The following is a 20,628-nucleotide window of genomic DNA, read 5'->3' as shown; positions in this document are numbered from 1 at the left end:
GCTGGGCCACCTGCTGTCCATCGAGGACCTCGACGTCGACCAGGTCGAGGCCATCCTCGACACCGCCGAGCAGCTGCGCGACATCGCCGAGCGCCCGATCAAGAAGGTCCCCACGCTCCGTGGCCGCACCGTCTGCAACCTGTTCCTCGAGGACTCCACGCGCACGCGTCTCAGTTTCGAGGTCGCGGCCAAGCGGCTGTCGGCGGACGTCATCAACTTCACCACGCGAGGTTCCAGCGTCAGCAAGGGCGAGTCGTTCAAGGACACCGCGCTGACGCTGCGGGCGATGGGCGTGGACGCGATCGTGGTTCGGTCGCACTCGTCCGGCGCCCCGCTGCAGCTCACCCGGTGGGTCGACGCGAAGGTGCTCAACGCCGGTGACGGCTGGCACCAGCACCCCACCCAGGCGCTCCTCGACCTGTACACCATCCGCCGGCACCTGGGCCGGCTGGAGGGGGTGAGGGTCGCGATCGTCGGCGACGTCCTGCACTCGCGGGTCGCCCGCAGCGAGGTCCAGGCGTTGCAGCTGGTCGGTGCCGACGTGACCCTGATCGGCCCGCCCACCCTGCTGCCCCCCGCCGTGGACAGCTGGGGTGTGACCGTGTCCACCGACCTGGATGCCGCGCTCGGCGACCTCGACGTGCTGTACCTGCTGCGGGTGCAACGCGAACGGATGGGCGCAGGCGATGGTGCGGCGGCGGACGCACCGCTGGCCGCTCCCGGGGGCGGCGGTCCGGCGCGGGCGCGTGTGACGCGGACGTTCCTGCCGTCCATCCGCGAGTACGCCCGCCTGTGGGGCGTCGACGCGGCCCGGCGGGCGCGTCTGCCCGACCACGCCATCGTGATGCACCCCGGGCCGATGAACCGGGGGGTGGAGATCGCCGCGGACGTCGCCGACGGGGAAGGGTCGGTGATCACCGACCAGGTCACCAACGGGATCGCGGTCCGCATGGCGTTGCTGTACCTGATGCTCGGCGGCGGCGACGGCCCGACGTCCGCGGTCCTGCCGGTCGAGGAGGTACGCGGCTGATGGTGGCGCGGTCGCGGCCGAACACCGGGCGGGGCGCGGAGCACGGTGCGCTGCTGCTCAAGGCCGGACGGGTCGTGGACCCCGCCACCGGCCGCGACGAGATCGCTGACGTGCGCGTCGTCGACGGCGCGATCGTCGAGGTCTCCCCGCAGCTGGATCGCGGCACCGCCACGGTGGTGGACTGCGCGGGGCTGTGGGTGGCGCCCGGGTTCGTGGACCTGCACACCCACCTGCGCGAACCCGGTTTCGAGGACGCCGAGGACATCGCCACCGGGAGCGCCGCCGCCGCCGCCGGTGGGTACACCGCCGTGTGCCCCATGGCCAACACCGACCCGGTGTGTGACTCCGCCGCGGTCGCCGAGCTGGTCCACCGCCGCGCCCGCGAGGTCGGCCTGGTCGATGCCTTCCCGGTCGGGGCGATCACCCGGGGGCTGGCCGGTGAGGTCCTGGTGGAGATGGGCGAGCTGCACGCGTGTGCGGCGCGGGTCGACTGTTTCAGCGATGACGGCCGGCCGGTCGCCGACGCGCTGGTGATGCGCCGCGCGCTGCAGTACGCGGGGGCGTTCGGGGCGGTGATCTGCAACCACAGCGAGGACCCCGACCTGACCGAGGACGCCCAGATGAACGAGGGTGCGCTGTCGTCGGTGTTGGGGTTGCCCGGCTGGCCACGCGAAGCCGAGGAGGTGATGGTCGCCCGCGACCTGATCCTCGCCAGCGGGCTCGGCGCACGCCTGCACGTCCCGCACGTGTCCACCGCGGGGACCGTCGAGCTGATCCGCACCGCGAAGGCCGGCGGTGTCCGGGTCACCGCAGAGGTCACCCCACACCACCTGACGCTGGACGAGCGGGCGGTCGCGACCTTCGATCCCAACCTCAAGGTCAACCCGCCGCTGCGCACCGCCGGCGACGTCCGCGCGCTGCGTGCCGCGCTCGCCGACGGCACCATCGACGCGGTCGCGACCGACCACGCCCCGCACGCGCTCGAGCACAAGGAGCAGGAGTGGGAGCACGCCCCGTGCGGGATGCTGGGGCTGGAGACCGCCTTCGCGGTGGTGTTCACCGAGCTGGTGGCATCCGACGGTGACCGTGAGCCCGACCTGGACCTGCTGACCGCCCTGGCGCGGTTCACCACCGGCCCGGCGGCGGTGCGCGACGTCGACGGTCACGCTGGCGGTATCAGCCCGGGTCGGCCGGCGAACCTCACCGTGATCGACCCGGAGGCGCGCTGGACCGTGGACGCGCGCCGGCTCAGGTCCCGGTCGCGGAACACCCCCTTCGACGGGCGGAAGCTGACCGCCCGCCCTGTGCACACGCTGCTGCGCGGACGCTTCACCCTCCGCGACGGCGAGGTGTGCCAGTGAGCGCCGCGCCGCCAACCGGAGAGGGTCTTCGGTCTGCTAAGGGCGAGCCGGAACGGATCCAGGACCGGCGCGAGAGGAGCAGCGTGTTCGACGCGCTGGTGGTCCTCGAAGACGGCACCGCGTTCCGCGGGGTGTCGTTCGGAGCGCCGGGCACCAGCTTCGGGGAGGCGGTGTTCAACACTGGGATGGCCGGGTACCAGGAGATCCTGACCGACCCGTCCTACCGCGGTCAGATCGTGACCATGACCGTGCCGCACGTGGGCAACTACGGCATGAACGACCGCGACGCCGAGTCGGGGCGGATCCAGGTGGCCGGCTTCATCGTCCGCGAGGCGGCCCGCCGCCCGTCGTCGTGGCGGGCAGAGAACGACCTGCGCACCGCGTTGGCCGACGCGGGGGTCGTCGCTGTCGAAGGGGTCGACACCCGCCGACTGACCCGCCACGTCCGCGAGCGCGGGGCGATGCGGTGCGCGATCTCCACCGACGTCCTCGACGTCGACGCGCTGCTGGCGCAGGTCCTGGACAGCCCCACCATGGTCGGCCGTGACCTGGCCCGCGAGGTGACCACCGCCGAGCCGTTCGAGGTGGCGGCGGCGGGGGAGGGGCGCCACCGTGTCGTGGCGCTCGACTACGGCATGAAACGGTCGATCGCGCGCAACCTCGCCGAGCGTGGCCTGCACGTGCACGTGCTTGGGGCCACCGCCACCGCCGACGAGGTCCTCGCCTACGAGCCCGACGGGGTGTTCGCGTCCAACGGCCCGGGCGACCCCGCCGCGGTGACGTACGGCATCGACACGCTGCGGGGACTGCTGGGCCAGGTGCCGGTGTTCGGCATCTGTCTGGGGTCGCAACTGCTCGGGCACGCGCTCGGGGCGGACACCTACAAGCTACGGTTCGGCCACCGCGGCGTGAACCAGCCGGTGCTGCGGCGCGACGACGGGACGGTCGAGATCACCAGCCACAACCACGGGTTCGCGGTCGACGCGACCACGCTCGGCGAGCAGATCGGCGAGCACCGCTACCGCACCGCCGCGCACGGCGAGGTCGAGGTCAGCCACGTCAACCTCAACGACGGCACCTGTGAGGGGCTGACGTGCGTCGACCTGCCCGCGTTCAGCGTGCAGTACCACCCGGAGGCCGCACCCGGCCCCCACGACGCCGAGTACCTGTTCGAACGGTTCGCGCGGATGATGAGGTAGGGCGCGACATGCCGCGACGCGACGACCTGCGGTCGGTGCTGGTGATCGGATCCGGCCCGATCGTGATCGGCCAGGCCGCCGAGTTCGACTACTCGGGGACGCAGGCCTGCAAGGTGCTCCGTGAGGAGGGCCTTCGGGTCGTGCTGATCAACTCCAACCCGGCCACGATCATGACCGACCCGGCGTTCTCGGACGCCACCTACATCGAGCCGCTCACCGCCGACGCGGTCCGGGCGGTGATCGAGCGTGAGCGCCCCGACGCGCTCCTGCCCACCCTCGGCGGGCAGACCGCCCTGAACCTCGCCATCGAACTGCACGAGCGCGGCGACCTGGACGCGCTCGGGGTCGAGATGCTCGGCGCGGACCCCGAGGCGATCGCCACCGCCGAGGACCGCCAGCGGTTCAAGGACGCCATGGTCGAGTGCGGGCTCGAGACGCCGCACTCGACGTACGTGCGCACGGTGGAACAGGCGCTGGCCGCCGCCGCCGAACTCGGCTACCCGCTGGTGCTGCGACCGTCGTACACGCTGGGGGGGAAAGGCGGCGGCATCGCCCGCGACGAGGCGGAGCTGCGCGAGATGATCCGCCAGGGTCTGGCCGACTCGCCGGTGCACCAGGTCCTGGTCGAGGAGTCGGTCCTGGGCTGGAAGGAGTACGAGCTCGAGGTGATGCGCGACCGGCTCGACAACTGCGTCGTGATCTGCCCGATCGAGAACCTCGACCCGATGGGGGTCCACACCGGCGACTCGATCACGGTGGCACCGGCCATGACCCTGTCCGACCGCGAGTACCAGCAGATGCGCGACGCGGCGTTCACGGTGATGCGCCGCATCGGGGTGGAGACCGGCGGGTCGAACGTGCAGTTCGCGGTCGACCCGGCAACCGGCCGCCAGGTCGTGATCGAGATGAACCCACGCGTGTCGCGCTCGTCGGCGCTCGCGTCGAAAGCCACCGGCTTCCCGATCGCGAAGATCGCCGCAAAGCTCGCGATCGGCTACACCCTCGACGAGATCGCCAACGACATCACCCGCAAGACCCGTGCGGCGTTCGAGCCCACCATCGATTACGTCGTCGTCAAGGTCCCACGGTTCAACTTCGAGAAGTTCGCCGGCGCCGACCACGTCCTGACGACCCGGATGAAATCCGTCGGGGAGGTGATGGCGATCGGGCGGACGTTCAAGGAGTCGTTCCAGAAGGCACTGCGGTCGCTCGAGGACGGCGAGACCGGTTTCGGGGCGGCCGGCGTCCGGCCCGGGCCGGACGGGTCCGGGCCGCACCGCGGGGTGGTGGACGTGACCGCCGACGAGCTCGACCGGCTGCTGCGCACGTCGACCGCGGGCCGGTGGACCGCGGTCGACGAGGCGCTCAGCCGCGGCCACACGGTCGATCACGTCGCGGCGGCCAGCGGGTGGGACCCGTGGTTCGTCGATCAGCTCGCCCAGCTGGTCGAGCGGCGCAAGCAGCTGCGCGCCGTGGAGCGCCTCGCGGCCCTCGACCGCGACCTGCTGCTGGCCGCGAAACGCGACGGGTTCGCCGACGCGCAGATCGCGGCGCTGCTGCACGCCACCGAGGACCAGGTCCGCGCCCGCAGACGGGAACTGGGCCTGTCCCCGGTGTTCAAGACGGTGGACACCTGCGCCGCCGAGTTCGAGGCCTACACCCCCTACCACTACTCCACGTACGAGGAGGAGGACGAGGTCACCGAGTCGGAACGGCCCAAGGTGATGGTCCTGGGCAGCGGACCGAACCGGATCGGGCAGGGCGTCGAGTTCGACTACTGCTGCGTGCACGCGGTCTTCGCGCTGCAGGAGGCCGGGTACGAGACGATCATGGTCAACTGCAACCCCGAGACCGTCTCGACCGACTACGACACCGCCGACCGGCTGTACTTCGAGCCGCTGACGTTCGAGGACGTCCTGGGCGTGTGCGACCGCGAGGCGCCGGTCGGGGTGTTGGTCGCGTTCGGTGGGCAGACCCCGTTGAAGCTCGCCGGCGCGCTGGAGCGCGCGGGCGTGAAGATCCTGGGGACCCCCCCCGACGCCATCGACATGGCCGAGGACCGCGGCCGGTTCGGCGATCTGATGCGCCGGCTGGGCATCCCGATGCCGGCCGGTGGGGTGGCCCGCTCGTTCGAGGAGGCCCGGACGGTGGCCGGCTCGATCGGCTACCCCGTGCTGGTCCGCCCCTCGTACGTGCTCGGCGGACGGGCGATGGAGATCGTCTACAACGAACAGATGCTGGAGCGGTACCTCGCCTCAGCGGTGGCCGCCTCCGACGTCGACCACGGCGGCTGGCCGGCAGCCCCGGCGATCCTCGTGGACCGGTTCCTCGAGGACGCCATCGAGCTGGACGTCGACGCGGTCTTCGACGGCGAGGAGCTGTACGTCGGCGGGGTCCTCGAGCACATCGAGGAGGCCGGGATCCACTCCGGGGACTCGGCGTGCGTGATCCCCCCGTACACGCTGAGCCGCAGCCACCTGGCCACGGTCCGCCAGTACATCTCGGCCATCGCCCGCGGTCTGGGGGTGGTGGGCCTCGTCAACGTCCAGCTGGCCCTCAAAGACGACGTGATGTACGTGATCGAGGCCAACCCGCGCGCGTCGCGGACCGTGCCGTTCGTGTCCAAAGCGACCGGCGTGCCGTTGGCGAAGATCGCCGCGCGGGTGATGGCCGGCGACCGCCTCGCGGACCTGCGCCACGACGGTCTGGTCCCGCCGGTCGACGCCACCACCGGCCTGACGCTCGAGCACATCGCGGTGAAGGAGGCGGTGCTGCCCTTCGACCGCTTCCCGGGGGTGGATGCGCTCCTGGGTCCCGAGATGCGCTCCACGGGCGAGGTGATGGGCATCGACGACTCGTTCGGGGCGGCCTTCGCCAAGTCGCAGGCGGGGACCGGGACGATGGTGCTGCCCACGGGCGGGACCGTGTTCGTCTCGGTCGCCAACCGCGACAAGCGCGCGATCGTGTTCCCCGTCAAGCGCCTGGTCGACCTGGGGTTCGAGGTGGTCGCCACCGACGGCACCGCGGAGGTGCTCCAGCGTGCCGGTGTCCCCGCCGGCGTGGTGCGGAAGGTCTCCGAGACGGGCGCGGGTCCCCACGTGGTGGACCTGATCGGCGACGGCGACGTCGATCTGATCCTCAACACGCCGTACGGGATCGGGCCGCGCGGCGACGGCTACCTGATCCGGACCGCCGCGGTGACCCACGGCGTGCCGTGCATCACGACGATGTCGGGGATCCTGGCCGCGATCCAGGGGATCGAGTCGCTGCAGGCCGGTCCGCTCGTGGTCCGCCCGCTGCAGGACCACCACGCCCGCCTGGGAGCCGGAACGTGAGTGCGCACCTGCGGCCGCGCGGCCAGACGGTCTTCGGGCGCCCCGACGGGCCGGTGCGTGCGGTGTGCGAGGTCGTCGGGCGCCGCCCGGAGGGTGCCTACGTCTCGCTGACGGTCGCCGCACCGCAGATCGCTGAACGGGCACTGCCGGGCCAGTTCGTCAACGTCGCGGTCGAGTGCCGCGGCGCCCTGCTGCGCCGACCATTCTCGATCTACCGCACATCGCGTCAGGGGCCGTGGGTGGGGACGGTCGAGTTCATCCTCGACCCGCACGGGCCCGGGACGGCGTGGCTGGCCGAACGCGCACCCCACGAGATCCTCGACGTCGTCGGTCCGCTGGGCAACGTCTTCCCCGTCCCCGCGCAGCGGGTCCCGTGCCTGGTGGTGGGCGGCGGGTACGGAGCCGCCCCGCTGTTCTTCCTCGCCGAGCGGTTGCGCGCCGAGGGCCAGCGGGTCGACATGCTGCTCGGGGCCGCGACCGGCGAGCGGATCTTCAACGCGATCGAGGCCAAACGCACCAGCGCCAGCGTCACGTTCACCACCGACGACGGGTCGTACGGCCTCCGCGGCCGGGTCACCGATGCGCTGCCGGACGTGGCACGCGATCATGGGACCGGTGTCGTGTACGGCTGCGGGCCGATGCCGATGCTGCGCGAGGTCGCGCGCGTGTGCGGCGAGCTCCGTCTGCCCTGCCAGATCGCCGTCGAGGAGCACATGGCGTGCGCCACCGGGGTCTGCTGGACCTGCGTCGTCCCAGTCCGCGGCAAGGATGGCCGTGTGCGCATGAAGCGGTCGTGCATCGACGGGCCGGTGTTCAACGGCGCGAGGGTGGCATGGGACGAGAGCCGCTGGGTCCCGGCTCCGGTCGACGAGGAGTTCCTGCCCAACGTCGGCGCGCCGGTCCCGCGGGTGGCCACTGCACGGTCCGGCGAGGAGGACCGCTGGTGAGCCGCCAGTCGCGCTCCGACGTGGTGGTCACGCGAGCTCGGCGTGTCGACGAGGACTCGCGGGCCGCCGTCGACCTCGCCGTGGAGCTGGGCAGGTTGCGGCTGGCCAACCCGATCCTGGCTGCATCGGGGTGCTTCGCCAGCGGACGCGAGATCGACCGCTTCTACGACGTCAACCGCCTGGGCGCCGTGATCGTCAAATCGATCACCGTGGAACCGCGCGAGGGCCTGCCCCCGCCCCGGATGGCGGAGACAGCGTCGGGGATGCTCAACGCGATCGGGTTGCAGAACCCGGGGATCGAGCGGTGGATCGCCAAGGACCTGCCGTGGCTGCAGCAGCGCGGCGTTCCGGTGGTCGTGTCGATCGCGGGGAAGACGGTGGACGAGTACCGCAACCTCGCCCGCCGGCTGCGGCGTCAGGGGGGCGTGGTCGCGCTCGAGGTGAACATCTCGTGCCCGAACGTCGAGGATCGCAACATCGTCTTCGCGTGCAGGGCGGACTCGTCCGCGACCGTCATCGACGCGGTGCGCCGCGAGGCCGACGTCCCGGTCTTCGCCAAGCTCACCCCCGACGTCACCGACATCACGCAGATCGCCCGGGCCGTGGTCGAGGCCGGGGCGACCGGCGTGTCGCTGATCAACACGCTGCTGGGCATGGCCATCGACGTCGACACCAGACGCCCCAAGCTCGCCAACACCGTCGGTGGCCTGTCGGGACCCGCGATCCGGCCGATCGCGGTGCGAGCGATCTGGCAGGTCCGTCAGGCGCTCCCCGATGTGCCGATCATCGGGATGGGAGGGGTCGCCAGCGTCGACGACGCTGTGGAGCTGATGCTCGCCGGCGCCGACGCCGTCGCGGTCGGGACCGCGAACTTCACCGACCCGTTCGCGGCCCTGTCGATCCTCCAGGATCTGAACCGGTGGTGCGACGCGCGCGGGATCGCCGCGGTGCGCGAGCTGCGCGGTGCCCTCGACACCGGGCCGTGACGGCGACGGGAGCAGGCCACCCGGCCAACCCCCTGCCGGCCAACCCCCTGATCGTCGCGGTCGACACCGACGACCTCGCCGAGGCGATCGCGGTCGCGCGCACGCTCGACGGCGTGGCCGGACACATCAAGGTCGGCCACCTGCTGTTCGGGGCGCACGGCCCAGCCGCGGTCCGGGAGCTGGGCAAGTACGCCCCGGTCTTCCTCGACCTCAAGCTGCATGACATCCCCAGCGTGGTCGCCCGCGCGGCACGCACCTACGCCGCACTGGGCGTGGCGATGCTGACCGTGCACGCCGGTGGAGGCGCCGCGATGGTCGCCGCCGCGGTCGAGGGAATGGCGGCCGGCGCCCCGGCGGCTTCCCCGGCGCCGATGGTCCTGGCCGTCACCGTGCTGACCAGCCTCTCCGACCAGGATCTGTCGGCGATGAACGTGCCGCCCGCCGCCGTCCAGACGCCGCACCTGGCCGCGCAGGCGGTCGCCGCCGGCGCGCCGGGCGTTGTGTGTGCGCCTTGGGACGTGCGCGGCGTCCGGGCCGCCGTGGGATCCGACCCGGTGGTGGTCACCCCGGGGGTGCGTCCGTCGGGCAGCCCAACCGACGAGCACGCACGGGCCGCCACACCGGCCGAAGCCCTGGCGGCCGGAGCGACCCACCTGGTGGTCGGTCGCCCCATCACCGGCTCCCACGACCCGGTCGCCGCCGCGAGGGCCATCCTCGCCGCGGCCAGCTGGCCGCGCTGACGGCCAGGTCGTTACCGCCGGCGACGTCGTGGCGGTGGCGGCACGGTCAGGCGGGAGTTGGGGTATGTGCCGGCGCGCCGACGAGTGGATCGCCGCTCTCACGCCGCGGTGCGCCCTTGCGATCGGCGGCGGGGGTGGCCGGCGGGGGAGAGGTGGGGGGACACGGTCGTGCAGGTGCGGGGCACCGACGGGGCGCGGGAGCTGCTCACCGGCCGTGTCCTGACGCTGGATGACGGCCGTCTGCGACTCGCCGACGCGTTCGCGCACCTGCTGGTGGCGCTGGTCTCGTCGACGTGAGCCGGCCGCCCATAGGGACGGCGGGTTTTCCCCAGGTTCGGTTTGACGTCGACGCTGGATGTCGCAGGGCGTTGGTAGTGTTCGACTCGAACACAAGTTCGGTAACAGGGTTCGGTGACAGAGTCTCCAGGGAGATGGCGATGGCTGTGGGAACCGAAGACCGCGAGCGGGTGGGTGAGGCCACGGCCGCGCGGGGGGTTGGGGCGCTGGGCGAGTTGGGGCGCCTGCTGGAGGAGCGAAACCGCCTGGACGCCGCGATCGTGGAGCTGGTGGGCGAGCTGCACGCGGCGGGGGTGGCCGAGCAGGTGGAGGGGTTGCCGTTGGATCTGCACCTGGCCGCCGCCCACCATCTGACGGGGGCTGAGCGGTGGGTGTTGATCACCGCCAGTCAGGTGCTGCGCCACCTGCCGGTGACCGCGGGGCTGTTCAACGACGGGCGCCTGTCGTGGTCGCAGGTGCGCCGCATCGTGGGCCGCGCCCGTGACCTGACCGTCGAAGACCGCCAGGTGTTGGACGGGCGCATCGGCGCGTCGGTCGACGACATCGACGGTTTCGACCCTGATCAGCTGCTGTGGGCGGTGGACCGTGCGGCCGATGAGCTGGCTGGCACCCGCCGGGTCCGGGCGCGTGAACGCCGCGCGGAGCGCGCCAACTTCTTGGCGGTGCAGCTGGCCTTCGACGGGCGCTCGAGGTGGTACGGGGAGTTCGATGCGGTGTCGACCGCGACCGCGCTCAACGCCATCGACCGTCGCGTGCACCTCGACGGGGCGGGCCGCGACCCCGAACCCGGTGAGCAACGACCGTTGGCCACGGCCCGCGCGGATGCGCTGATCGAGGTGTGCGCCCAATCGCTGGCGGGCACCGGCGCGGGGCGGGCGCGCCCGTCGGTGGTCATCCACTGCGACCTGGACCGGGTCACCGAGACGGCCGCGGGCATGCTGGAGGTCAACGCCCCCGGGTACCTGCCCACGATCTGTGCGGCGACCCTGGAGCGCCTGGCCCGCGACGCCGACCTGCAGGTGGTGCTGTTCGCCGGGGCGCGTCCGTTGGCGGTGTCAGCCAAGGTCAACGCCAAGGACATCCCCAAAGACGTCCGCCTGGCCGTGCGCGCCCGCGACCTGGGTGACCGCTTCCCCGGCTCGCGTGCGCCGGTGGGGTGGACCCAGATCCACCACATCGCCGCGCGCCCCCACGGTACGCACGTTCCGGAGAACCTGGTGTGCCTGTCCAAGGCGACGCACCTGCGCCAGGTCCACCGCTACGGCTGGAAGATCTCGGTCGACGGCGACACCGGCGAGGTCACGATCCAACGCCGCGGGCGCGTCTACCGGCGCCTGCCGCCCGGCACCCACCTGCGCCGCCCCCCACCCCAACCCGCCGCAAGCAACGGCAACGCCCCACCCGCCCCCGGCGACGACCCGCAACTGCCACTCGACCACGACCCCGACCTACCCTTCTAACAGGGCGCCACAAGCCGAACGGACACGCTGCCAGGCCCCATGTCCAACAGCGGCCCGCGCATCCAACCGTGCGCCGGGCCGCCCACCGCTGACCCAACCCGTCGACCGCCGCTACGACGCCAGGGCGGCCTGCAGGCCTCCCACAGTGGCATCCGAGACGGCGGCGGACCCCCCCGCCACCAGCAGTCGTGGATCCCCCCAGCGCAGCGCCCGGACCCAGGCGCGGCTGTCCTCGTCGAGCTGCCCGCCGGGGACCAGGACGAACGTCACGTCCAAGCGCCCCGCCAGGGCGCCGGCGGACAACCCGTCGGGGAAGTTGTCGCCGGTCGCGACCAGCAACGTGCCGGCCGGTGCAGGCACGTCCTCGGCGACCGCGCGGCTCGTCGCGTAGCGTTCACGCCCCGCCAGGCGGCGCACGGAGAAGCCACGGGCCTCCAGCTCACTGCGCACGCTCGCCGGGATCGTGGCTTCCCCGCCGACGAGCACGACCTCTCGCACCAGCAGCTCCCGGAGCACCTGCCACGTGGCGTCCGGCACGCTCGTCCCAGTGACAAGCACGGGGCGCGGCGTTCCCGCCCGGGCGAGCCGGGCCGCGGGGCCCGACACCGCAAGCGCGTCCGGCCAGCTCCGCGGGTGCCCGGGCGCGCTGAACACCAGATAGGCGGTACCAGCCGGGACCGGCTGTAGCCGCCGAGCGATCGCGGCGGCCGTCTCGACCCGCGTCGGGCCGGAGAGGCGCTGGACGTCGTTCACCCCGGCTCGACGCAGATCGGCCGCGACCTGGGGTGACAGGGCCTTGTCCCCGCCGAGCAGGTACGCGGCGGTCGCACCCAGTCGAGCCACCTCACCGGACACGAGGGGATGCAGCGCCTCCGAGCCGGTGGTCAACAGCGGGGCGTGCAGCTTCCCGGCCAGCGCCGCCCCGGCGAGCGCGTCGGCGGCCTCGTCGGCGCGGGCGATCACCACGGCACCGGCGCCCTGTGGCCACCCGTGCCGCGACATCGCGACCGAGGTCCCGATGCGGTGGCGGTTGTCCAGATCCTGCAACCGCAGCGTCGGGACGCGCGGCACCGCCTGGACGTGGACGAGCGCGGAGTACACCCCGAGCTTCCAGCGCAGCTGCTCGCCGGAGAACCAGCGGGCCACCCGCTCGATGGTCCCGTCGGCCTTCTGGATCGTCCCCACGACCTTCGCGCCGTCGGGTGCGCTGTCGCCGTTGACGTCCCGGGTCGTCGGTCGTCCCCCCGCCCCGCGGGTCTCGACCGTCAACGACTCGAACGACGCCAGTTGGAACCGCGTGGCCAGGTCAGCGTTGGTGAAGCCGACCGTCCACCGTTGCCGCGGGTTGTTGGCCGCCCGCTCCCAGTTCGACGTGTCGACCGCCTTGAGGTAGGGCACCTCCGTGCCCCAGACGTCGAGCGCGCTGTCGCTCCACCCGCCGTGCGATGACGAGTAGAACGCCTCGACGATCCGTGCGGCGCCCGTGGCCGGGTCCCGGTAGCGCGGGACCTGCCCGGCGGTGGCCGTGACGGCGGTCTTCCACCGGCCGCCGGTGGCGACCTGATCGTCGTGCTCCCGCTGCCACCCCGTCCAGTGCTGGTCGGCCGTGGTCGGGTACAGGTCGCAGCGGCAGTCGCGCTGCCGTGACGCCAGCCCGATGCGGTTGTGGGCGTAGGAACGTCCGGCCAGAGCCTGGCTCTTGAGCGCTTCGACGTGCCAGCTCGCCGGGACCTCCTCCAACCCCCACAGGTAGCGGTCGATGGCGCTCGCCCCGTTGCCGCCGGTGATGTGCTCGACCACGTAGAGCTTCCCGTCACCGCCGGCAACCGAATCGAACCGGGTGAGACCCCAGCGGCTGCGGCGGGTCAGCGTCGGCGTCGCGATCCTGACGACGGTGCCGTCGTGCAGCGCGTCGAGCTCGTCGTACATGTTGCCGCCCCGGAACACCTCGGCGCCGGTGACTGCCTCCGTGATGACGTACTCGCCGGAACCCGACGCACGCACGTTCCAGGTGCTGCCCCCGCGCTGCACCCCGACCTGCGTCGTCGCCCCCGAACCGGTGCACCCGATGGCCGGATCCGAGCACGGGTGCATCTCCCAGCGCACGTCGCCGTCCTCGGCTGTCACCGCCACGGTCGCGCCGTTGGCCTGCGAGCGGGGGTCGAGCAGGCCGACCCGGACGACCGGGGGGCTGGCCTGGTTGTCGACCTGCGTCCCCGGGTAGTACGCGCCGAGGATCGTGCGGTAGTCGCAGCCCGACAGCGCCCCCCCCTGGGCGCCGTACTGGCTCATCCCCACGCCGTGACCCCACCCGCCGCCGACGACGGCGACGTCCTTGTCGGACGTGACCGCCGGGTCGGCGACGAACGGCGTGTCGGCTCCACCGGGCGGCGGGCAGCTGGCGGCGTCCGCAGCGGAAGGCGCTCCCACCAGCACGGTCGCCACCATCGCCACCGCCACCGTCAGCGCCAGCCAGGTGCGGGCAACCGTCACGACAACCACCTCGACGCGGCTCGGCGCAGGGTAGCGAGGACCGGCCCGCGTCCAACGGCAGGTCCCACGCCACCGTCGTCGACGGTGCAGCGCGTCGATCAGTCCTGGGCTGACGGACGCGAGGCGCCGTCGCGGACGGTCTCGGTGCCACCGACGACCTCCGCGGAGCCGAGGACCACGTCGCGGCCCATGCGCGCTCCGGCATCGACCCGGGCCCCGTGGCCAGCCACCAGGCCGGGGGCCGAGACACCGTCTCCCACGACGACGCGGTCGTGCAGGACCGCCCCTTCGAGCGCGGCGCTGCGTCCCACCCGCACGTCGCGGCCGAGGACGGTGGCCGGTCCGACCGTCGTGGCAGACCCCACCTGGCTCCCCCCGAGGATCAGCACGGGCGCCACCACGGTCGCGTCCGGATCGACGTCGGCGTCCGCCGCGATGCGCAACCCGTCCGTCCGCGCCGGCACGTCATCCAACGGCGGCCAGTGCAGAGCCCCGGACAGCGCGAGGCGGTGGCCCGCGCGGTACCGGTCGGGGGTGCCGAGGTCCGCCCACACCCCATCCCACACGAAGCCCTCCAGGACGTCGCCGCGTTCGAGGAGTCCCGGGAAGACGTCACGCTCGAACGACAAGCGACCGGTCGGGTGCGCCAGCAGGACGTGCGGTTCCAGGACGTACGTCCCGGCGTTGATGGCACCCGGACCGCTGAACGAACCCGGGTCGGGCTTCTCGACGAACTCCACGATGCGCGTCCCGTCGCGGACGGCGACCCCGTACGACGACGTGTCCTCGACCTCGGTGAGGACCATGGTGGCGTCCGCCCCGACGTCGACGTGGCGGCGGCCGACCGCCGCGTAGTCGACGTCGGTGAGGATGTCGCCGTTGAGGACGAGGAACGGTCGATCGAGGCGGTCGGCGACCGATCGCACCCCCCCGGCGGTGTCGAGCGGTTCCGGTTCGGGAACCATGTCCAGCTCGACGCCGTGTGCGTGGGCGGCCGGGCGCAGGATCTCGAACGGGTCGGTGTCCGCGCCGACGACCAGTCGGATCCTCACGACGCCGGCGGCAGCCAGCCGGCGGATCACGCCTTCCAGGAACGGAGCACCGCAGAAAGGCAGCAGGGGCTTGGGGAGGTCGTGTGTCAGCGGTTGCAGGCGCGTGCCGCGTCCCCCGGCGACGATCAGGGCGTCGCGGACCGGGCTGGTGCGCTGATCACTCACCGGTGGTGCTCCTGATGCCCTGCCGGACGCCGACGACCACGCCCCACGCCAGCACCGCCAGGACCCACAGCGCCAGCCCGACCCGGATCACAGGGCGCAGCCACCGTCCGGGCCCCGTCGCGTACGCGCGTCCGTAGAACCGGTCGAGGCTCCTGGCGTGCTCGATCACCATCCACGCGCGGCGGCGCCGGGTCGAGGCACCCACCGCGTGGATGACCTCCGCGTCGGGCGCGAAACGGACCTTCCAGCCGGCCTGCTGCAGACGGTAGCCGAGGTCGACATCCTCCACGAACATGAAGTAGGCCGGGTCGAAGCCTCCCACGTCGACGAACGCGTCGCGGCGCAGGGCGAACGCACAGCCCGACAACCAGTCGACCTCCCTGGCGACGGTGGGATCCTCGTCACGCATCCGGTACGCCCGCGTCCAGGGGTTGTCGGGCCACCACAGCCCGAACATGGCGTGACCGATCGCCTGCCCGATCGTCGGGAACCGCCGTGCACTGGCCTGCAGCCCGCCGTCGGGGTAGCGGACAAGCGGCCCGGCCGCCCCAGCGTCGGGATGGCGTTCGAGGTCGTCCGCCAAGGCCGCGACCGCTCCTGCCTCGAAGCGGGTGTCGGCGTTGGCGACGACCACGTACGGGGCGGTGGTCCTGGCGACGCCGACGTTGGCCGCCCGTCCGTACCCGACGTTGGGGAGCTGCACGACGGTGACGTCGGGGAACGCATCCCGGACCGCTTCGGCGGTCCCGTCGCTGGAGCCCGAGTCGACGAGCACCACCTCGCCGGCACCGGTGCCGGTCAGGCTGCTCAGACACGCCAACGCCTCGTCGCGCGTGTCGTGTGTGACGATCACCGCCCCCGCCTGCTGCGTCACCGCTGCCCGACGCCGATCAGTGCGATGCCCACCATGATCAGCAGCGCCCCGATCCACACGGTCAGCGCCGGCCGCTCCCCCAGGACGATCACGCTGAACGCCAGGATCAGCAGGTACGACAGGCTCACGATCGGGTAGGCGACCGACAGCGGCAGCCGCGACAACGTCACGAGCCAGAACATGGCCGACAACCCGAACACGCCGAGCCCCAACGGGACCTGCCAGGTCGTCAGCGCCCGGCCGAGCATCCCACCGACACCGACCGACGACACAAGCCGCACCGGCTCGCCGACCTCCACCATGCCGGCCTTGAGCAGCAGCTGGCCGACCGTGGCCAACGCGATCGCGGTGAAGGCGATCAACAAGGTGCTCACGGCGCCGGCGCCGCCACGGTCGCCAACTCGTCGAGGAACCGCCCCAACCCGTCGCGCCAGTGCGGCAACGGCCGCAGGCCCGACAGCCTCGCGTGGCGCTCGCCCAGGACCGAGTACGCGGGGCGGGGCGCGGCCCGGTCCACCTGGTCGGACGAGATCGCGGAGAGGTCCACGTCGATCGCCGCGAGCCTGAAGACCGCAGCGGCCAGCTCGTACCAGGAGCAGGTGCCGTGGTTGGTGCGGTGGTAGGTGCCGTAGCGTCCGGTGACGGCCAACTCCCTGATCGCGGCGGCGAGGTCACGGGTGAAGGTCGGCGACCCGACCTGGTCGTCCACGACGCGCGCTGAACCCTGTTCGCGACCGACCCGGAGCATGGTGGTCACGAAGTTCTTCCCGCGCGCCCCGCAGACCCACGAGGTCCGCACGATGTAGTGCTCGTGCAGCGTCGCTCGAACCAGCTGCTCGCTCGCCGCCTTGGATCGCCCGTACTCGTTGATCGGGTCGGTCGGGTCGAACTCGCCGTAGGGACGGGGCTGGCCGTCGGGCCCCGTGCGACCGCGCCCGTCGAACACGTAGTCGGTCGACAGGTGCACCATCGCGGCGCCGGTCAGGTGGCACGCGCGCGCCACCCACCAGGGACCGAGGGCGTTGACCACGTGCGCCCGGTCGGGATCCTGCTCACAGCCGTCCACGTCGGTCCATGCGGCGCAGTGCACAACGAGGTCGGGTTCGTGATCCCGGACCGCCGCGACCACCGCTGCCTCGTCGGCGACGTCCAGCTGCGCATGGGTCAGGCCCGCCACGTCGTGATCGGCGAACGCGTCGAGCATGTCGAGGCCCAGCTGACCGCCCGCTCCGGTCACCAGTGTCTTCACTGCGGCAGCATGCCCTGGCGTCGCGACGCCCCGCGTCCCTTCAACGGGCGCCACCACCACTCGTTGTCGCGGTACCAGCCGACGGTCGCGTCCAGCGCCTCCTCGAACGTGTGCTGCGGCTTCCAGCCCAGTTCGCGGATCCGGGTGGTGTCGACCGAGTAACGCAGATCGTGGCCAGGCCGATCCGCGACCAAGTCGATCCACTCATCGGCCTCGTCGCCGACGTACCCGAACCGCGCCAGGATGGCGTACGTCAGGCGCTTGTTGGTCATCTCGTTCCCGGCCCCGACGTTGTACACCTCGCCGGGGGTGCCCTCGGTCAGGACCAGCCACTGTGCCTCGCAGTTGTCCAGCACGTACGTCCAGTCACGGACGTTGTGCCCCTCGCCGTACAGCGGGACCTTCTCGCCGTCGATCAGGTTCGTGACGAACAGCGGGATGACCTTCTCCGGGTAGTGGTAGGGCCCGAAGTTGTTGGTGGTCCGAGTGACCGTGATCGGGTAGCCGTAGGTCTCGCGGTAGGCGCGTGCGAGCAGGTCCGCGGCCGCTTTTGAGGCGGAGTAGGGGCTGTTGGGTTCGAGCGCGTCCCCCTCGACGAAGCCGCCGGGTTCCCCGATCGATCCGTAGACCTCGTCGGTGGAGATGTGCAGGAAGCGGGGGATCTCCAGCCGCATCGCCACCCCGAACAGCGTGTTGGCGCCGGCCACGTTGGTCTCGATGAACTCGTGGCTGGCGGTGATCGACCGGTCCACGTGGCTCTCCGCCGCGAAGTTCACCACCGCATCGTGTCCGGGGAGGACCTCGGACAGCAGTGCTTGGTCGCAGACGTCGCCCTGCACGAACGTGTACCGCTCGTCGTCGTCGACGCCCCGGAGAGAGTCGAGGTTGCCGGCGTAGGCGAGCTTGTCGAAGTTGGTGACGCGCACGTCGGCGTGGGTGTGGAGCAGGTAGCGCACGAAGTTCGCACCGATGAACCCGGCCCCACCGGTCACCATGACCCGCACGTCACGCTCCTCTGTCTGCCGACGCGGCGATGCTAAGGAAGGCTGCGAGCGTCAGATACCCACCTGCGAGTGATCACCGAGCATGAAGCGGTAGGACGCGGGCTTGCGATCGGACCGGCGGATCTCCACCTTGCGGCCCAGGAGCGAATCCGTGACCCGGTTGACCTCGCTGACGTGGCAGTGCTCGAGCATGACGGAGTGCTCGATCTCGGTGCGCTCCAGCGTGCAGTCCGCCGCGATCGAGGTGAACGGGCCGACGTACGAGTCGACGATGCGGGTGCGGGCACCGATGACCGCGGGTCCACGGACGAAGGAGTTCACCAGCTCGGCGCCCTCCTCGAGCACCACCCGGCCGTTGACCTCCGACCGCTCGTCGAGCGAACCCTCGATGCGTCCCTCGACCGTCTCGAGGACGATCCGGTTCGCCTCCAGGAGCTCGTACAGCTTGCCCGTGTCCTTCCACCATCCTCCGACCCGAGAGCTCTTGATCCGGCAGCCATGATCGATCATCCACTGGATGGCATCGGTGATCTCCAGCTCCCCGCGGGCGGAGGGCTCGATGTTCGTGGCCGCCTCGTGGATCGCGGGAGTGAAGAGGTACACCCCGACCAACGCCAGGTCGCTGGGTGGCACGTCGGGCTTCTCGAGCAACGCGATCACGTCGCCGTCCTCGTCGAGCTCGGCAACCCCGAACCGTTCCGGGTCCTCGACCTTGGCCAGGAGGATCTGGGCATCCGGTCGTTCGCGCCGGAAGTCGTCGACCAGATCGGTGATCCCCCCGGCGATCAGGTTGTCGCCGAGGTACATCACGAAGTCATCGTCGGCCAGGTACTCGCTGGCGGTGAGGACCGCGTGCGCCAGTCCGAGCGGAGCCTGTTGGCGGATGAACGTCGGGGTGATGCCCCACCGTGATCCGTCGCCGACGGCCGCCTCGATCTCCTGTTGGGTGTCGCCGACGATGATCCCCACGTCGGTGATCCCGGCGTCCGCGATCGCCTCGAGGCCGTAGTAGAGGATCGGCTTGTTGGCCACGGGGAGGAGCTGCTTGGCGCTGGTGTGTGTGATCGGTCGCAGACGTGTCCCTTCCCCGCCAGCGAGCACGAGAGCCTTCACGGTCTTTCCTCTCCTCCGCCTGCACCGGCCGGCGGGGCGTCCGCACCCACCGCGACGATGACCTGCACGCCGTCGGGGAACCGTACGTCGCCTGGCGTGGGCACCACGGTCGCGCCCAGCGTGGCAGCCACCCACGCAGCGCGCAGCTCATGGCTCGGCGACGCGTACACGACCGTGCTCGACGGTGGCGCTGCAGGGCCGGGCACCACCTGCTGCACCGCGAACGCGGACCAGAACAACGTTCGCCGCACCAGCTCCGCGGCGGCGTCGCGTCCGCCGCTCCAGATCCCGACCCCGGTCGCGCGACGCTCCTGGGGCGCTCCCCGTGGCGGGATCGGCCACCCCAACCGCAGCGAGCGGTACAGCGCCCGTGCTCCGGGCTGGTAGGCCACCGCGTAGTCCTTCGCCCCCAGCTGGTCGGTGTAAGCGGGAACGACGACCATCGGGACCTGACCCTCGGCCAGCCCCCGCAGCTCGTTGGCCAGGGATCGCATCTGCCCGACGCCGAGGTCGGAGTCGGTGGTGATGTTGCTGGAGATGTGGTCGACGACAGTGAACAGCCGCGGGACGTCGACCAAGGTACGGGTGGCGACCAACCGATCGAGCAGCGCCCGCATGAACACCTGCTGGCGTTCGATCCGGTCGAAGTCGCCCAGCGGCGTGCTCCGTGACCGGACGAACGCGAGCGCCTGCGCCGGCGTCAGCTCGTGGCAGCCCTGCTGCAGGTCCGCACCGGACTTCACGTCGCGCAGCTCGTAGTCGATGCACAGTTCGACTCCGCCGATGGCCCCGAGCACGCCGAGGAAACCCGGGATCGACATCTCGACGTAGTGGTGGATCGGCACCCCCGTCGCGCGCTGCAGCACCTCGACCACGTGGTCGGGGCCGCCGGCGAACGTCTCGGTCAACTTCGACTCGCGTTCGCCATCGACCACGAGCAGATCGCGCGGGAACGACACCACTGCAGCGTCGGCACGGTCGGGGCTGATCGACACCAGGATCACGCTGTCGCCGCGTTGACCCGCGTAGGCAGGACCCAGGACGTATCTGTGACGTTCCTCTGGCGTCAACCCGTCGCGCGAGTCCGAACCGACGACGAGCACGTTGATCGGTTCGGCGGCGCTGGTCTTGTCTGCCAGGGCCGGCAACTGCACCCGCTCGACGTTGTGGTCGGCGACCCGGTACAGGGACCCACCGATCACGGCGACCGCGACCATGGCGACCGCGGCGACGACGGCCACGATCCGCATGGCCTTGCGCCCTCCGCCCCCGAACCCCCACCTGACCGGCAGTGCCCCCGGTGCCTGCTCCGCCGCGCCGTTC

General features: G+C 71.8%; 16 protein-coding genes. 8 read left to right on the top strand and 8 right to left on the bottom strand.

What is annotated here, in order from left to right; genetic code table 11:
- The first annotated feature begins 1 nt into the window (after position 1).
- From KY462_04880 to KY462_04845, 8 genes are all read left to right on the top strand, one after another.
- Positions 2-1,030 (top strand): aspartate carbamoyltransferase catalytic subunit, encoded by a 1,029-nt coding sequence (locus KY462_04880; GenBank protein MBW3577068.1) that lies wholly within the window; start codon positions 2-4, stop codon positions 1,028-1,030.
- Positions 1,030-2,391, top strand: a complete 1,362-nt coding sequence (locus KY462_04875; protein ID MBW3577067.1) for a dihydroorotase — start codon at positions 1,030-1,032, stop codon at positions 2,389-2,391. Before KY462_04880 ends, KY462_04875 begins: the two co-directional genes overlap by 1 nt.
- Before the next feature lie 83 nt (positions 2,392-2,474).
- The gene (gene carA, locus KY462_04870) at positions 2,475-3,590 is read left to right on the top strand and encodes a glutamine-hydrolyzing carbamoyl-phosphate synthase small subunit (protein MBW3577066.1); all 1,116 of its coding nucleotides are present in this window, start codon (positions 2,475-2,477) and stop codon (positions 3,588-3,590) included.
- A gap of 8 nt (positions 3,591-3,598) precedes the next feature.
- Positions 3,599-6,925: a carbamoyl-phosphate synthase large subunit gene (carB, locus tag KY462_04865; GenBank protein MBW3577065.1), complete on the top strand. Its 3,327-nt coding sequence runs from the start codon at positions 3,599-3,601 to the stop codon at positions 6,923-6,925.
- Positions 6,926-6,933: 8 nt separating this feature from the next.
- Positions 6,934-7,872: a dihydroorotate dehydrogenase electron transfer subunit gene (locus tag KY462_04860; protein ID MBW3577064.1), complete on the top strand. Its 939-nt coding sequence runs from the start codon at positions 6,934-6,936 to the stop codon at positions 7,870-7,872.
- Complete coding sequence (locus KY462_04855; GenBank protein ID MBW3577063.1) at positions 7,758-8,858, top strand: dihydroorotate dehydrogenase; 1,101 nt, start codon at positions 7,758-7,760, stop codon at positions 8,856-8,858. Before KY462_04860 ends, KY462_04855 begins: the two co-directional genes overlap by 115 nt.
- A complete protein-coding gene (gene pyrF / locus KY462_04850; GenBank protein ID MBW3577062.1) occupies positions 8,855-9,598 on the top strand; it encodes an orotidine-5'-phosphate decarboxylase in 744 nt (247 codons plus the stop codon). Before KY462_04855 ends, pyrF begins: the two co-directional genes overlap by 4 nt.
- Before the next feature lie 437 nt (positions 9,599-10,035).
- Positions 10,036-11,355, top strand: a complete 1,320-nt coding sequence (locus KY462_04845) for a 13E12 repeat family protein (GenBank protein MBW3577061.1) — start codon at positions 10,036-10,038, stop codon at positions 11,353-11,355.
- Between the two features lie 111 nt (positions 11,356-11,466).
- On the opposite strand, the gene KY462_04840 is transcribed toward KY462_04845, so the two are convergent.
- The 8 genes from KY462_04840 to KY462_04805 all read right to left on the bottom strand — a co-directional run bounded on the left by KY462_04840 (position 11,467) and on the right by KY462_04805 (position 20,555).
- Complete coding sequence (locus KY462_04840; GenBank protein MBW3577060.1) at positions 11,467-13,848, bottom strand: cell wall-binding repeat-containing protein; 2,382 nt, start codon at positions 13,846-13,848, stop codon at positions 11,467-11,469.
- Positions 13,849-13,946: 98 nt separating this feature from the next.
- Positions 13,947-15,065, bottom strand: coding sequence for an NDP-sugar synthase (locus KY462_04835; protein ID MBW3577059.1), 1,119 nt, complete (start codon positions 15,063-15,065; stop codon positions 13,947-13,949).
- A complete protein-coding gene (locus KY462_04830; GenBank protein ID MBW3577058.1) occupies positions 15,058-15,918 on the bottom strand; it encodes a glycosyltransferase family 2 protein in 861 nt (286 codons plus the stop codon). Before KY462_04830 ends, KY462_04835 begins: the two co-directional genes overlap by 8 nt.
- 17 nt (positions 15,919-15,935) lie before the next feature.
- Complete coding sequence (locus KY462_04825; protein MBW3577057.1) at positions 15,936-16,313, bottom strand: EamA family transporter; 378 nt, start codon at positions 16,311-16,313, stop codon at positions 15,936-15,938.
- Complete coding sequence (gene rfbD, locus KY462_04820; GenBank protein MBW3577056.1) at positions 16,310-17,143, bottom strand: dTDP-4-dehydrorhamnose reductase; 834 nt, start codon at positions 17,141-17,143, stop codon at positions 16,310-16,312. Before rfbD ends, KY462_04825 begins: the two co-directional genes overlap by 4 nt.
- 41 nt (positions 17,144-17,184) lie before the next feature.
- Positions 17,185-18,192: a dTDP-glucose 4,6-dehydratase gene (gene rfbB / locus KY462_04815; GenBank protein ID MBW3577055.1), complete on the bottom strand. Its 1,008-nt coding sequence runs from the start codon at positions 18,190-18,192 to the stop codon at positions 17,185-17,187.
- A 51-nt stretch (positions 18,193-18,243) separates the two neighbouring features.
- Complete coding sequence (locus KY462_04810) at positions 18,244-19,305, bottom strand: glucose-1-phosphate thymidylyltransferase (GenBank protein ID MBW3577054.1); 1,062 nt, start codon at positions 19,303-19,305, stop codon at positions 18,244-18,246.
- Positions 19,302-20,555, bottom strand: coding sequence for an LCP family protein (locus KY462_04805; GenBank protein MBW3577053.1), 1,254 nt, complete (start codon positions 20,553-20,555; stop codon positions 19,302-19,304). The genes KY462_04810 and KY462_04805 overlap by 4 nt, the downstream gene beginning before the upstream one ends.
- Between the last annotated feature and the right edge of the window lie 73 nt (positions 20,556-20,628).

It is taken from the genome of Actinomycetota bacterium (assembly GCA_019347675.1).
Lineage (GTDB): Bacteria > Actinomycetota > Nitriliruptoria > Nitriliruptorales > JAHWKO01 > JAHWKW01.
Note: the sequence above shows the minus strand (reverse complement) of the source record. Positions and strands in the feature narration are given on the sequence as shown.

What these genes read in the sequence shown, in the direction of transcription:
- KY462_04875 (MBW3577067.1), top strand. Translation starts at nt 1,030, where the DNA reads ATGGTGGCGCGGTCGCGGCCGAACACCGGGCGGGGCGCGGAGCACGGT.
- carB (MBW3577065.1), top strand. Translation starts at nt 3,599, where the DNA reads ATGCCGCGACGCGACGACCTGCGGTCGGTGCTGGTGATCGGATCCGGC.
- KY462_04855 (MBW3577063.1), top strand. Translation starts at nt 7,758, where the DNA reads ATGGGACGAGAGCCGCTGGGTCCCGGCTCCGGTCGACGAGGAGTTCCT.
- KY462_04845 (MBW3577061.1), top strand. Translation starts at nt 10,036, where the DNA reads ATGGCTGTGGGAACCGAAGACCGCGAGCGGGTGGGTGAGGCCACGGCC.
- rfbD (MBW3577056.1), bottom strand. Translation starts at nt 17,143, where the DNA reads ATGCTCGACGCGTTCGCCGATCACGACGTGGCGGGCCTGACCCATGCG.
- KY462_04805 (MBW3577053.1), bottom strand. Translation starts at nt 20,555, where the DNA reads ATGCGGATCGTGGCCGTCGTCGCCGCGGTCGCCATGGTCGCGGTCGCC.